We start from the raw sequence: 14315 nt of genomic DNA, 5'->3' as shown, positions 1-14315 counted from the left end.
CTTCCCCTCTTCAGAGTTCGGGGAGACGGCCGGCATACCGAAAGTCACCGAGCCCGTCGAACACCTCCTGCCAAGCTGCGATCTCCTCGGGTTCCGCAAACAGGTTGATCCCTGCACCGTGCCCGACGATGTCCAGCGAGAAAGATCGGTGGGTGCCAGACAGATCCTCCGGATCCTCGTCCTCCTCCGGCTCGGCGTACTCCGCGTCGAGTTGGTCGAGCGCGCCGAGGACGCGGTTGACGTCTTCCGGCAATTCCGCCGACTTCGTGGCAGCAGATGGCGTCGCAGCATCTGTCGAGCTGGACACCCCTAGGAGAGTCTTCCCCAACACACGCGGAGAGCACCGACGGGATCGCGAAGGCGGTGGCAGCAATGGAACGACGTAAGACCATAGAGCACTCTTCTCTGAAAAATGTGGCACTCTCACTGAGCACAGAGATTTCATATATTAAAGGCGCAAAAGTATCGTCACGCTAGCCCTGCCTGACCGCCACTCCCTCGGGGTCTACTTCACCCACCCACCCCGAGCCACCTGCGAAGTTTCCAGCGACCAGTTCGCCCGGCCCCAACGCTCGACACCGCCCCTTCCGATGCCACCACAACGCCGCACCGTCGTTCGAACACTCCGGAGCCCCAGAGGAACCTGTGTCCGACATTCAGGCTATGTTATCTCCTGACAGTTTCATTTACCACCGGTAGTACCCGGTGGTCATCTGCAGAGGAGAGTCCCACCCATGCCCTTCCAACCACACCTTCGCCGGCGTGCACGGCTGGTCGTCACACTCGCCGCCACAACCGCCCTGACCCTTGCCGGATGCGCCGGCAACTCCAGCGATTCAGGCGCAGAGACGTCCTCCGCCACTACCTCGCAGGCCAGCACCCCGGGCATGGGCGTCGCGGCGGAAGGAAACGGTGCAACAGTAACAGTGAACAACGCCTACGAGACCGATGTCATCCAGACCTACACGGACGGCAGCTGGAACACCGGAGAAGAGCGCCCCACCGAGGAACAGACTGCCCGGGACGGAGGCAAGTACGTGGTCGTCGAGACTACCGTCGTCAATGACACCACCGGCGACATGGACCTCACCTGCCGGTCCACCGGGGGCTGGGTGAGGGCCGCAATGCAGGTCAGGGACAGTTCCCTCTACCAGCCGATCGACGCACTCTACGACATTCCAGGCAACCCCGAATGCAACACCAACCTCGGTTCCGGATTCGACGCCGACATGACCTGGGTCTTCCTCATTCCCTCCGATCGTGAGCCTCTGACCTTCAAGTTCAAGGCAGATTCTGCGCCCGAGGGTGAGGCACCGACTGTGATCCACCTCGACAAGCTGGGAGAAGCACCCGTACCCGAGGGATCCGATCCGGAGCCTACCCAGGGTACGACCGGCAATGCCGACGAAACTGCCGCGGAGCCCGCCGCGGAACACGCCCCCGCAAATGAACCCGCCGCACCCGCGGCAGCGTCTGTGCCCGAGGCGCCCGCGGATGATCCTGTCATCGGCTTCACCGGTGCCCCGGGAGTAGATCACCCCCGGGTTCTGGATAAGCAGATCGCCAGCTGCGGCGACCCCCAGCTCCATGAGACGGGAACGTCCTTCTTCACGGACGGAACCTCGGGGTGGACGGAGCAGTGCTCCGCCGAGATGATGCAGTAGGCGCGGCAGCCCTCCTCTACTTCAGCAGCCGCCCGACGGCCGCGGAGACCTCATCGAGTTTCTCCATGGCCTCGTCCTCGCCCTGCTGTGCCGAGTGCAGCACACAGTGCTGCATGTGGTCGTCCAGCAGTGCGAGAGCGACGCCCTTGAGTGCGGACTGAACCGCAGACACCTGGGTGAGCACATCGATACAGTAGGTGTCCTCGTCGACCATGCGGTGCAGACCACGGACCTGTCCCTCGATGCGCTTCAGGCGGGCTAGGTAACGCTTCTTGTCCGCACTGTAACCGTGGGTCTCATCGTCGTCGCCGGACGTCCCCGCATGCGCGTCGCAGCCACAACCGGTGGCCTCCGTCGAGACGTCCTCGGCGAGTAGATTCTCGGGCACGTTCACTCCTTCGTTCAGCCCCATTCAGTGGAGCACACTGTACCCCTACGGGGTATGGCGATCAATAGCCTCGGGCGATCCACTCCTCCAAATGCGGAGCCTCATCACCAATCGACGTCGCATCACCATGCCCGGTGTACACCTCCGTCTCCCCCGGCAACACCAACACCTTCGACCGCAACGACTCAATAATCGTGTCGAAATCACTGAACGACCGACCCGTCGCACCCGGACCACCGGCAAACATCGTGTCCCCACTGAGCAACACCTTCGCCTCCGGCAGATACAGACAACACGACCCCGGCGAATGCCCCGGCGTATTGATCACCCGCAACCTGGTCCCGGCAACATCAAACACCTGCCCGTCCGCCAGATCCTCATGCTCCACACCCGGATGCGTCTGATTCCACAACATCTGATCACCCGGATGAACATGAATCCGGGTGTCCAACCGCTCAGCCAACTCCGGCGCGACAGTGATGTGGTCATTGTGGGCGTGGGTACAGATCACCGACCGCACCCTCCTATCCCCCACCGCCGAGACAATCGCATCAGCGTCATGGGCAGCATCAACCACAATCACCTCGTCATCATCACCGATGACCCAGATGTTGTTGTCGACCTCCCACTGACCACCATCCAAGGCGAACACCCCGTGGGTGACCACCCGGTCGATACGCAGACCACTGGACGCAGCCCCGGCCGTCATCTCCGACTCAGTCACAGTTCCACCACCGAACGCAGCACCGACCCCTGCTTCATCTTCGCGAACGCCGACTCCACCGCATCAATACCGACCCGTTCATCGACAAACTCACCCAACGGGAACCGTCCCTGCAAATACAACTCGGTGTACATCGGGAAATCCCGCTCCGGCAGACAGTCGCCGTACCACGACGACTTCACCGCACCACCGCGGGAGAAGATGTCCAAAAACGGCAACTCCACAGTCATCTCCGGGGTCGGCACCCCCACCAGCACCACCCGCCCGGCCAGATCACGCATGTAGAACGCCTGGGTGAACGTCGCCGGCAACCCGACGGCGTCCACGACAACATCAGCACCGACACCCCCGAGGATCTCGTGGACGGCCCGCACCACCGGCTGATCCTCACCACTCGCCCCAGCATCACCGTCCAACGACGACGGATTGATCGTGTGCGTCGCACCGAAGTCACGTGCCCGCTCCAACTTGGCGTCCGACAGGTCCACCGCGATGACCGACGTCGCACCGGCCAACTTCGCCCCGGCGATCGCCGCCATACCAACCCCGCCACAGCCGATCACCGCCACGGTCTCACCACGTTTAATCTCACCGGTGTTGACCGCCGCACCCAGACCGGCCATCACCCCGCAGCCCAACAGCCCCACCGCTGCGGGATCAGCATCCGGATTCACCTTCGTGCACTGGCCCTCATGCACCAACGTCTTCTCGGCGAACGCGCCGATACCCAACGCCGCCTCCAACTCCGTACCGTCGGGCAGGGTCATCTTCTGCGAGGCGTTGAACGTGTCGAAGCAGTACTTCAGCTCCCCCTTCTTGCACGCCCGGCACTGCCCGCACACCGCACGCCAGTTCAAAACCACGAAGTCACCCTCAGCGACATGGGTGACCTGGTCACCGACAGACTCCACCACCCCAGCGGCCTCATGGCCCAGAAGGAACGGGTAATCGTCGCTGATGCCGCCGTCACGGTAGGCCAGGTCGGTGTGGCACACCCCGCAGGACTGCACCCGCACCACCACATCATTGGCCCCCGGATCCGGCACCACGATATCCGTCAGCTCGACCTCGGCACCTCTACCACGGGCGATAACACCCTTCACCGTTGTAGCCATGTGTTGACTCTTCCTCTCATCCTGCAGGCATTCGTTCTCCCGTTTCAGGATACGGATGATTTCCGTCGGGCGCGGTCGGGTGTCAGGGTAGGGTGGTCCCCAGAGCGAACCCAGAGTGAGTCAAGCCGACATCTGTCTCGTTGAGTCCCCAGGAGAGTATTTTTCATGATCCAGCTGGTCATCGGAGCTGCCGCCGGTTACGTTTTCGGCACCAAGGCCGGGCGACGCCGGTACGAGCAGATCCGGCGCGGCTACGAGGCTGCGGTCAATTCCCCCGCCACCCGGCGCGCGGTACAGGCCGGACGTAAGGCCCTGGCTGACCGTCTCGACCCCGACCCACGCATGCGGGAGCTCCGCGATCTCCGTGGTGCAGACGACCTGCACGGTGACGCCGTCCTGGAGAATGACGCCGTCGACCACGAAGAGGACATCTACGTCGAGGGCGAGCAGGCTCGCATGCGTGACGGCAAGGGCCGCCGCGTCAGCGAGCAGGACGGCGCAGGGGGACCCGTCCAGAAGCGGTTCGACCGGTTTACCCGGCGCCGCCCCTGAGCCCCTGAGCTCCGGGTCCGGTCAGCCGCGCAGATCGCCGTAGTTCTGCGCCTGTTCCTGAAGGGTGCGACGGTACTTCTCCAACGCCATCAGGTCAGCGAAGGTGTTGTTGTACTCCTGCTTCTTACTCCCGCCCTGGTCGGGACGCATACGCTGCATCCGTGACTTCAGCTCGGCGATCTCCATCCCGACCCACCGTTCCTCCATCCGGGCGACCACCGCGCCAGCGTAGAACTCCAGCCGGTCTCGCTGGCACCGTGGTTCCTCCACCGCCAACTCACTGATCACCGCGCGACACATCACGTCATCCGTGGCCGAACTGACAGCGTCCAACCACGCTGCCCCAGCGGCGTGCCCGTCCTCGGAACCGACCGAACCGACGCCGCCCGCCGCCGCGATCGCCGTCGCCACCGCGACATAGGTCGGATGCTCGAAGGAGTCAGGCAACAAGCCGTCCGCGTCTGCCCCGACCATCTCCGGCTCCTGCAGCATCAGCTTGAGCACCTCACGCGCAGGCTCCAGGTGGATGTCAGCAGGATCAGGACGACTGAGCATCGAGGTGACATTCGACCCGGAGGCTCCACCTGCCTTCTCCGCCTCTGCGGAACGCCGCGCCAGGCGTGCCACACCCTCCTTGAGCTCCGGCCCCTGGCTACCCCGCCGACCCTTCGCTGCCTCGGCCCGGACCTGGCTTACCACCTCGGTGGGGTCAGGCCAGCTCAACCATCCGGCGGCCTGGCGTGCGTACTCGTCACGCAGGGCGTCGTCCCTGATACCGGCGAGCACCGGGACGATCCGGCGCATCGCTTCCACACGCCCGTCGATATGGTGGGTGTCATAGCCGCGGATGACGGTCCGGATCACAAACTCGAACATCGGGATACGGTCGGCCACGATCTCCCGTACCGCGGCGTCACCCTTCTCCATCCGCACGTCACAGGGGTCCATCCCGTCCGGGGCGACGGAGACGTAACTGCGACCGGTGAACTTCTGGTCCCCCTCGAAGGCACGCAGTGCGGCCTTCTGACCAGCTTCGTCACCGTCGAAGGTGTAGATGATCTCGCCGCGGAAGAACTGGTCGTCCACCATGAACCGGCGCAGCATCTGCAGGTGGTCCTCGCCGAAGGCGGTCCCGCAGGCCGCCACGGCGGTCGGCACCCCCGCCGCATGCATCGCCATGACGTCCGTGTAGCCCTCGACCACCACCGCCTGGTGGTCCGATGCGATGGACTTCTTTGCCAGATCGATCCCGAACAGCACCTTCGACTTCTTGTAAAGCAGCGTCTCGGGGGTGTTCATGTACTTGCCGAGGTTGTCGTCCTCGAAGAGTTTGCGCGCACCGAACCCGATGACGTCGCCCGCCACCGAACGGATCGGCCACAGGAGACGACGGTGGAACCGGTCGATCGGCCCCCGGTTCCCCATCCTGCTCAGGCCGGCGTCCTCGAGCTCCTTGAACTCGAAGCCACGACGCAGCAGGTGCTTGGTCAGGGTGTCCCACCCGGCGGGGGCGTACCCGCACCCGAACGTGTCGACGATCTCGCCTTCGAACCCCCGGTCACGGAGAAAGGCCCTCGCCGTCTCCGCACCGGCGTCCTCCGGATCGCGTAGGCGCTCCATGTAGAACTCGTGTGCGGCGCGGTTCGCCGCCACGAGCCGCTGCCGTGTCCCCGGCTCGACCCGGTTGACCGGTCCACCGCCCTCGTAGTTGATACGGAATCCGATACGCTCGGCGCACTGCTCCACCGCCTCAGGGAAGCTGACGTGTTCCATCTTCATCAGGAAGCTGAAGACGTCCCCGCCCTCGCCGGTGGCGAAACAGTGGAAGTAGCCCTTGTTCGGCCGTACGTGGAAGGACGGGGTCTTCTCGTCCTTGAACGGGCTGAGCCCTTTCATCGAGTCCACTCCACCCGGCGTGAGCTGGACATACTCGCCGACCACCTCCTCGATCGGGGTCTGCTCCCTGATCGCGGCGATGTCGGTGTCCGGAATCCGCCCTCGTGCCATGTCGACCATGATAGCCACCGTCCCGACGAAGTCCCCGATTCGCCTGAACTCGCCGTCACCGCGTCCTAGGATGTCTCCTATCTGTTGCAAAACAGTATCGACGACGACCGCACGCCGTTCCGGAGTGACTACCGGGCCGCGGCGTGGAGAGAAGAGCAGTGCACCATGAGTAACACCCACTATGACGTCCTGATCGTCGGGTCCGGGTTCGGCGGATCCGTGACCGCCCTGCGTCTGACCGAGAAGGGCTACAAGGTCGGCATCATCGAGGCTGGTCGCCGTTTCGCCGACCACGAGTTCGCCAAGAACAGCTGGCATCTCAAGGAATTCCTCTGGGCACCGAAGCTCGGCCTCTACGGCATCCAGCGGGTCCACCTGCTGAAGGACGCCATGATCCTCGCAGGTGCCGGTGTCGGCGGCGGTTCACTGAACTACGCCAACACCCTCTACAAACCTGGTGATGACTACTTCCACAGCTCTGCCTGGGACCACATCACCGACTGGGAAGACGAGCTCTCCCCCTACTACGACCAGGCCCGGCGGATGCTCGGAGTGGTGACGAACCCGACGGTCACCCCGGCCGACCGCCTGTCGAAGAAGGTCGCCGACGAGATGGGGGTCGGTGACACATTCCGGATGACCCCGGTCGGGGTCTTCTTCGGCAAGAAGGTCGGACTGGAGGGCGACGAAGGCGAAACCGTCGCAGACCCCTACTTCGGCGGAGTCGGGCCGGACCGTACCGCGTGCACTGAGTGCGGGGAGTGCATGACCGGTTGCCGGCACGGCGCAAAGAACACGCTGTTGAAGAACTACCTCTATCTCGCTGAACAGGCAGGCGCGACGGTCCACGACCGGTCCACCGTCACCGGCATCACCAAGGTCGGTGCGGACGAGGACACGGGTTGGACGGTCACCACCGAAACCACCGCACCGTTCTTCGGCAGGAAGAAGCGTCGGACATTCACCAGCGACTACGTGGTCATGGCGGCAGGCACCTGGGGCACGCAGAACCTGCTGCACCGTGGGAAGGAGGACGGCACCCTGCCCATGATCTCCGATCATCTCGGACAACTCACCCGGACCAACTCGGAGGCGCTCCTCGGCGTCGGGTTGGACAGGCCCGACCCCGACCACGACTTCTCCCGCGGTGTGGCGATCACCTCGAGTTACTGGCCTGCCCCGGACACCCACATCGAGCCCGTACGGTACGGCAAGGGCTCCAATGCGATGGGCCTGCTCCAGACACTGGTGACCGACGGCGACACGAAATGGCCACGGTGGGTCGAGTTCCTCCGCCAGCTGGCGAAGAACCCGTCGGCGGTCAAACTGGTCCTGGACCTGCGCGGCTGGTCGGAGCGGACGATGATCAACCTGGTCATGCAGGCGCGGGACAACTCCCTGACGACGAGTCTGAAATCCTTCGGCCCCCTCCGGTTCCTCACCAGCAGGCAGGGGGAAGGCGATCCGAACCCGACCTGGATTCCCGAGGGTAATGACGCCACCCGCCGTGGCGCGGCGCACTTCCCCAAGGCCGTGGCCGGTGGCGTGTGGTCAGAGGTCTTCAACATCCCCCTGACCGCGCACTTCCTCGGCGGCTGCACCATCGCCGACTCACCTGAACACGGTGTCGTCGACCCCTACCACCGGGTGTGGGGGTACCCGTCGATGTTCGTCACCGACGGGGCGTCGGTCACGGCGAACCCGGGGGTCAATCCGTCACTGTCGATCTCGGCGAATGCCGAGCGGGCGGCGGCGCTCTGGCCCAACAAGGGCGACAGTGATCCCCGCCCGGCACAGCGGGAGTCGGTGAAGTCCTACCAGCGTGTCGCACCGGTCCGCCCCGACCAGCCTGTCGTCCCGGACAACGCCCCCGCCGCGCTGCGGCTGCCGATCACCCCGGTATCCTCCAGCCGGTCGAACACGGTGCCGAGGGTCGAGCCGGAGGCAACTTCCGCGGTGACGCCGCACGTGAAGATCTAGGCGGCGTGTGATGTACTGACGTGCTGTGAGCACTCGGAACAACAGACTGGCCGGTGGAGCAGCCGGCGCGGCGATCATCCTCGTCGCAGGGTACTTCGGGTTCGATGCCGTCACCGGTGACGACGACCCCGGCACTACCGGGGACACCTGCTCCGTCGCGTCGCTCCCGGGGCAGGCGGACGACGTCATCGACTCCATTCTCGGTGACGGTGACTTCGACCATCCTGACCATGACGGTAAGCACTTCGGTAACTACGAAGGACGGCTTCCTGAAGAGCCCGGCAGCTACTACCGGGAATACACCGTCTCGACACCGGGGCTGGACCACCGTGGAGCGCGCCGGATCGTCGTCGGTGGCGGAACCGACACCGATCCGGATGTCTGGTACTACACCGCGGACCACTACGAATCCTTCTGCTCCATCCCCGACGCCGAGGACTGAGCGGTCGACACAGTCAGCCCCAGGCCGCGCTGATGGCCGAGGCCGAACGGTCCAGTCGTTCGAGACGTGCCTCCGTCAGGGACGCCACCTGGTCAATCACCACCCGCATCCTCCCGGAGTCCGTCGTGGCCGCCTCCCACCACGGTCGGAACAGCAGGTCGAGGCTGCCCGGTGCACCCTGGGCAAGATAGTTCGTGACGCGGAAGATCCGGTCCCGCTGACGTTCCTGGCCCGCGAGGTGGCGGTGCTCGTCCATCACGTAGAGCACGGCCAGTGACTTCAGCAGTACCACCTCTGCCTTCACCTCTGCGGGAATGACCAGGTCAGCGGCATAACGTCCCAGGGGGACCCGTCGGTCGCCCTCACTGGACGGGTTGAGATGCGATTCGCGGGTGGCGGTGACTGACGCGGTGACGAAACGACTGACCAGTTCGCTGGTCAACCCTTTCAGCGCGGCAAGGTCCTGGAGAGTGCCGTGGAAGTCTGCTGCGCGGGCGACCGGAGGCATCCGTCGGAGCCGGTCCGCGGCGTCGAGCAGTTCCTCCGGGTCGCCGCCGAAAGCGCGGGCGCCCTTCTCCGCCAGTGTCGCGAGCTCCACGAGGTCCCACAGCACGTTCATGCTGATCCGCCCGGAGACGATGCCGTCCTCGACGTCGTGGACCGAGTAGGCGACGTCATCCGACCAGTCCATGATCTGCGCCTCGAGGCATTTACGCCCGTCCGGTGCACCGTCCCGTATCCACGAGAGGATGTCCAGGTCGTCGGCGTAACAGGAGTACTTCGTACGGGCCGTACCGTCGGGTGCCGTCGGCCCCCACGGGTACTTGCAGGCCGCGTCGAGGGATGCCCGGGTCAGGTTGAGTCCGTAACTCTGGCCGTCCGGGCCGACAGTCTTCGGTTCGAGCCGCACCAGGATCCGAAGCGTCTGCGCATTCCCTTCGAAACCTCCGCACGACGCTGCTGCTTCGTTCAAGGCGCGCTCGCCGTTGTGCCCGTACGGCGGGTGCCCGATGTCGTGGGTCAGACCGGCGAGATCGGCCAGGTCCGGGTCCACGCCGAGCGTCTTGCCGATGCCTCGGGAGATCTGTCCGACCTCGAGGGAGTGGGTCAGGCGGGTACGTGGGGTGTCGCCCGAACCAGGTCCGACAACCTGGGTCTTGTCGGCGAGACGGCGCAGTGCCGCACTGTGGAGCACCCGGGCGCGGTCCCGGTCGAAGTCGTCGCGGGCGTCGGGCACCGCACCGTCGACGCCGAGTGCTTTCCCGGGCACGCCGACGACGCGCTCCAGGTCGTGGGCGGTGTAGCCGTACCGTTGCACCGTGATCTGTCTCCTCTAGCTCTCGTCGACGGTGTAGTCACCGCCGCCTTCCTCGGTCGCACGGTAGTACAGCAGGCCGCCGGTTTCATGGATGATGGCGTCCAGTTGTTCCTTCCGGCTCGACACCGCCGGCCCCTGTCTCGTCGGCGAGGCGTGTGCATCCACGCCCTGGTCACCGACCATATTCGTCGCACGTAGAGAATGGTTGGGATCCGTGACGACGAGAACCCGGTCCCAACCGTTGTCTTGAGCCACCGGCGCAAACGCCTCAGCCGAGCCGAGCGTGTCCATCCCCTCGTTGACCTCGGTGATCGCCTCATCGGGAACCCCTTTGTCCCGCAGGTAGGTCGCACCTGCCTCGGCCTCGGTGTAGGTGTCCCCCTCGAGTTTTCCGCCGATGGTGGTGATGTGTGAGGACACACCCTCTTCGTAGAGCTCCGCCGCATGATCAAGGCGCGCGGCGAACCACTGTGACGGCGTGCCGTTGTACTGGGCAGCGCCCAGCACCAGGATGGTGTCTGCGCCGGCGCGGTCGTCCTGGCGGGCGTAGGCCCAGACGTGCGCTGCGGTGGCGAGAGTGATGACGAGGCCGATGACGACGGTGCCGATGATCATGTAGATCAGTCCACGAATACCCGCACCGACCGTTCGTCCCGCGGTGCTGCCGATGGTTCTGCCGTTCATGCGACTAAGACTACGCACCCGAGTTCGGGGATTTCGTTATTGTGGGATGCATGTATGCTGCGAATCACCCCAGGCCCGCCTCCAGTATCCGACTCCGACGGTTCGCCGCCTCCGTCGCCGTCGCCGGGGTGGCTGGTCTCGGCGTCGGGGCCGGCGCCGCTCTGGGGTTCGGGACGGCAGCCGCGGATCCCTCACCCGCTGCCGCTGATGCCACCGTCCTCGCACAGGGGGCGGCGACAGACACCGGTTCCGCCACCGACATCACCCTGGATTCCCAGGTTGTCGACCAGGCAGGCGTGCTGTCGGACTCCGAGCGCAGCTCCATCGAGGAGACGCTGGCCGAGGGGCCGTCGGAGACAGGGGTGAAGGCGTACCTGGTGTATACGGACAATGCTCCGACAGAGCTAGACGCGTATGCGGCAGAACTGCGTGAACAACAACCAGCCAATGACACGCTCGTTGTCGTTATCGACACGGCTGAAAGCAGCTTCGCTACGTCACCGGGGAACAGAGTCCCCGATAACATCACCGAAGATGTCAACACAGCAATCCGCGACAATATGGGGGACGGATGGGCACCAGGCGGTCAGGCGATCGCCGATGTCGTAGCCGACGTCACCCCGGCTTCCACATATGCCTGGGGTGGTGCCGCAGCAATCGTCGTCGTCGGCGGCGCAGGTGGCGCGATCTGGTACACACGGAAGAAGAAGCGGGAGAACGAGGCAGAGCAGCTCGAGTCCGCCCGCACCATTACACCGGAAAACACTGAGGACCTCTCCCAACAGCCCACCCATGTGCTGCGCACACTGGCTAGCGAGGAGCTGCACAGCACGGACGAATCGATTCGCAAGGGCCACCAGGAACTCGATACCGCCGAGGCAGAATTCGGGGAAGAACGGACCCGGGACCTCCGCAAGGCCCTTGACGTGTCAAAGAAGGCGTTGGCGAAGGCTTATGACACCCACCAGCGTCTGCAGAATGGTCTGGTCAGCGGCGAGCACGAGGAACGCGCACAGTTGATCGACATGATCTCCTCCTGCGGGACGGCGGAACAGAATCTGCGGGATCAGGCCGAACGGTTCGCCACTCTGCGCGAAAAGCTGATCGACGCTCCTGAAATCGTCGACAAGTTCTTCCAGCAGACGGTGGAGCTGCGCTCCCGTATCCCGCGGTCCCGCGAGATCCTGGAGAATCTGGCCAGCAAGGTGGAACCCGAGCTCCTGGAATCCGTCTCTGACAACCCGGACATTGCTGAAGCCGAAATCACTGAAGCAGAGCAGGCTATCTCCCGCGCCCGTGAACTGCTGAACCTGCCTGCTGGCCAGCAAGGTGAACTCATTGACGCCGCCAGTGCCGCGCACCTGGCCATCAGTCAGGCCGACAGCCAGTTGTCAGCGGTCGAACATGCTGAATCACAGCTCCAGGAAGCACAGAAGAACCTCGATTCGCTGATCCAGGAGGTCGACGAGGAGATCACGGAAGCCACCCACCTCGCCGCCAGCAATGCTGACATCGACCGTGATGAACTCGGTAAGGCAGTGGAACGGGCCAAGAACGCACTCGACGCGGCCAGGGAGAATGGTGACCGGGACCCCCTGGGAACCTACTCGGAGCTCCTTGACGCCGACGGTGAGCTCGATATCCAACTGGATGAAGCCCGCGGCGCCGAGAACAACTACCAACGTACGTTGGGAATGGTGGACCGCACCATTGCAGAAGCGACGAACCACCTGCGGGCGGTCGAGGACACGATCCACACCCGCGGCCGCATGATCGGAGTTGAGGCCAGGTCCTCCGCCCAATCCGCGGCTCAGGCCCTCGACGCAGCACACAAGCAACGGGACACTAAACCGCGTGCGGCATTCACGGCTGCACAGCAGGCCAACGCTCTCGCGCGCCAGGCATCGCAGATGGCTCGCCGGGACATCGACGACTACAACCGGCGCAACAACTACTACGGCGGAGGCGGAGGCGGCGGAAACCTCGTCGCCGGCATGCTCCTCGGTTCGCTTCTCAGCGGAAACGGCGGTTTCGGTGGAGGCGGATTCGGCGGAGGCTTCGGCGGCGGTGGCGGAGGCGGGGGTGGCTTCGGTGGTGGAGGCGACTTCGGCAGCTTCTAGGCTCCCGATTCCTGTCACGGATTACGCCGTCCCTCTCCGGCGACCTGGGGTTATTCTGGACCACCACCGCACTTGGGCGTAATCGGCGCCATGAGGTGATGCAGGAGCAACCTGGCTAGCGCCCCGCCGGGGTAAAAACCGCTAGCCTAACCCCATGACGACCCACTACTTCACCGCGTCCAGTCTCGACGGGTTCATCGCCACGGCCGACCACTCGCTCGGCTGGTTGACCTCCCAGGACTTCGACTGGGACGGGCCGATGTCCCCTACCAGCTTCGTCGAGGGCGTCGGTGCCATCGCGATGGGCGCCACCACCTATGAATGGATCCTGGCGAATGATGACGGGTGGAGCTACAACGTTCCCGCCTGGGTATTCACTCACCGTGACCTCCCCGCCGTCGATGGTGCAGACGTCCGCTTCACATCGGCCTCCGTCGCCGATGTGCACGCTCAGATGACGGACGTCGCCGGAGACAGAGACCTCTGGATCGTCGGCGGAGGGGATCTGGCGGGTCAGTTCGCTGACGCCGGGCTTCTCGACGAAGTTTGGGTCCAGTACGCGCCCGTCACCCTCGGGGACGGCGCACCGCTGCTCCCCCGTCCCCTCAGCATGGAGCTTCTGGAGACAGTGAGAAACCGGGCGCTGGTATGCACCCGGTTTGCGGTCATCAAGTGACCGTATCGCGTCGTACTCCCCCGGCGGGGTAACTTCCTCTCAGAGGAAACCGAGGAAGTACAGCACCAGGAACGGCACGAGGATGATCAGGAAGATCGACAGGCGCCAGGTGGCGGACAGTACCCGTGTCTCCATGGCATGACGGGCCACCCATGACAGGAACACCTGGACATCCAACGGCAGCTTCTCGCCAGCGCCTTCAAAGGAGACGTGGACGTTCTTGAGACCGCCGTTCTCTGAACTGAACTGACCGATCTTCTCCGCTTTCCTGAGATCCAACGGCTCATCCTGCTCGGAAGGGGCCTTGAAGAGGACAAAGTCCTTCTTGCTCTCCGCGTGTATCAGGACACGGTGCCGGTCGGCGGTGCAGCTGACGTTCTTGGAGGCGCCGAAAGTCTTCGCATCTCCGACGGCGGTGAACACCTGTGACCCGGTGGCTTCACCGGTGGTCGCCGTCATGGCCGGACCTTTGTCCGCGTCGAGCTTCCAGGTGTCTCCGCCGAAACGGATCGTGGCGACGTCCCGTTCCACGGAGTACTCCCCCACCCTGTCCATGTCGCTGGGAAGGCCTGCATAGATCGGGAAGGTGTGCCCGTCGGAGGGGACGGTCCACCGGATGTCAGGGTTCGGCATGTCTCAGTTCCG

13 protein-coding genes and 1 pseudogene are annotated in these 14315 nt (G+C 64.4%); 6 read left to right on the top strand and 8 right to left on the bottom strand.

Annotated features, from left to right (window positions below):
* Window positions 1-10: 10 nt before the first annotated feature.
* Window positions 11-307, bottom strand: coding sequence for a hypothetical protein (locus FS507_RS06650; protein ID WP_145942005.1), 297 nt, complete (start codon window positions 305-307; stop codon window positions 11-13).
* A gap of 427 nt (window positions 308-734) precedes the next feature.
* On the opposite strand from FS507_RS06650, the gene FS507_RS17565 reads away from it, so the two are divergent.
* A complete protein-coding gene (locus FS507_RS17565) occupies window positions 735-1664 on the top strand; it encodes a hypothetical protein (protein WP_186314586.1) in 930 nt (309 codons plus the stop codon).
* A gap of 16 nt (window positions 1665-1680) precedes the next feature.
* Here the strand turns inward: FS507_RS17565 and FS507_RS06640 are convergent, their stop codons facing one another.
* From FS507_RS06640 to FS507_RS06630, 3 genes are all read right to left on the bottom strand, one after another.
* A complete protein-coding gene (locus tag FS507_RS06640) occupies window positions 1681-2052 on the bottom strand; it encodes a metal-sensitive transcriptional regulator (RefSeq protein ID WP_260853197.1) in 372 nt (123 codons plus the stop codon).
* A 61-nt stretch (window positions 2053-2113) separates the two neighbouring features.
* Complete coding sequence (locus FS507_RS06635; protein WP_145942056.1) at window positions 2114-2761, bottom strand: MBL fold metallo-hydrolase; 648 nt, start codon at window positions 2759-2761, stop codon at window positions 2114-2116.
* An 11-nt stretch (window positions 2762-2772) separates the two neighbouring features.
* Window positions 2773-3891, bottom strand: a complete 1119-nt coding sequence (locus FS507_RS06630; protein WP_145942003.1) for an S-(hydroxymethyl)mycothiol dehydrogenase — start codon at window positions 3889-3891, stop codon at window positions 2773-2775.
* Window positions 3892-4056: 165 nt separating this feature from the next.
* Between FS507_RS06630 and FS507_RS18440 the strand changes: the two are divergent.
* A pseudogene (locus tag FS507_RS18440) lies at window positions 4057-4299 on the top strand (hypothetical protein); the annotation flags it as partial.
* Window positions 4300-4464: 165 nt separating this feature from the next.
* Here the strand turns inward: FS507_RS18440 and dnaG are convergent.
* Window positions 4465-6450 (bottom strand): DNA primase, encoded by a 1986-nt coding sequence (gene dnaG, locus FS507_RS06620; RefSeq protein WP_186314585.1) that lies wholly within the window; start codon window positions 6448-6450, stop codon window positions 4465-4467.
* A 165-nt stretch (window positions 6451-6615) separates the two neighbouring features.
* Here dnaG and FS507_RS06615 point away from each other — a divergent pair, with 165 nt between their 5' ends.
* Together FS507_RS06615 and FS507_RS06610 are read left to right on the top strand one after the other, a co-directional pair.
* The gene (locus tag FS507_RS06615) at window positions 6616-8430 is read left to right on the top strand and encodes an FAD-dependent oxidoreductase (RefSeq protein WP_145942055.1); all 1815 of its coding nucleotides are present in this window, start codon (window positions 6616-6618) and stop codon (window positions 8428-8430) included.
* Between the two features lie 25 nt (window positions 8431-8455).
* Window positions 8456-8872, top strand: coding sequence for a ribonuclease domain-containing protein (locus tag FS507_RS06610; protein ID WP_145942000.1), 417 nt, complete (start codon window positions 8456-8458; stop codon window positions 8870-8872).
* 13 nt (window positions 8873-8885) lie between these two features.
* On the opposite strand, the gene FS507_RS06605 is transcribed toward FS507_RS06610, so the two are convergent.
* Together FS507_RS06605 and FS507_RS06600 are read right to left on the bottom strand one after the other, a co-directional pair.
* Window positions 8886-10190 carry a deoxyguanosinetriphosphate triphosphohydrolase gene (locus tag FS507_RS06605; RefSeq protein WP_145941999.1) on the bottom strand — a complete coding sequence of 435 codons (1305 nt, stop codon included), beginning with the start codon at window positions 10188-10190 and terminating at the stop codon, window positions 8886-8888.
* Between the two features lie 15 nt (window positions 10191-10205).
* Window positions 10206-10874, bottom strand: coding sequence for a YdcF family protein (locus tag FS507_RS06600; RefSeq protein ID WP_145941998.1), 669 nt, complete (start codon window positions 10872-10874; stop codon window positions 10206-10208).
* 50 nt (window positions 10875-10924) lie between these two features.
* On the opposite strand from FS507_RS06600, the gene FS507_RS06595 reads away from it, so the two are divergent.
* Window positions 10925-12994, top strand: a complete 2070-nt coding sequence (locus FS507_RS06595) for a TPM domain-containing protein (protein WP_145941997.1) — start codon at window positions 10925-10927, stop codon at window positions 12992-12994.
* 154 nt (window positions 12995-13148) lie between these two features.
* Window positions 13149-13670: a dihydrofolate reductase family protein gene (locus tag FS507_RS06590; protein WP_145941996.1), complete on the top strand. Its 522-nt coding sequence runs from the start codon at window positions 13149-13151 to the stop codon at window positions 13668-13670.
* Between the two features lie 39 nt (window positions 13671-13709).
* Here FS507_RS06590 and FS507_RS06585 read toward each other — a convergent pair whose 3' ends face one another.
* Entirely contained in the window at window positions 13710-14303 is a 594-nt protein-coding gene (locus FS507_RS06585) for a hypothetical protein (protein WP_075815650.1), read from the bottom strand.
* Window positions 14304-14315: the final 12 nt, after the last annotated feature.

Origin of the sequence: Corynebacterium glyciniphilum AJ 3170 (assembly GCF_007673095.1) — a bacterium.
In the GTDB taxonomy this organism is placed as follows: domain Bacteria; phylum Actinomycetota; class Actinomycetes; order Mycobacteriales; family Mycobacteriaceae; genus Corynebacterium.
Note: the sequence above shows the minus strand (reverse complement) of the source record. Positions and strands in the feature narration are given on the sequence as shown.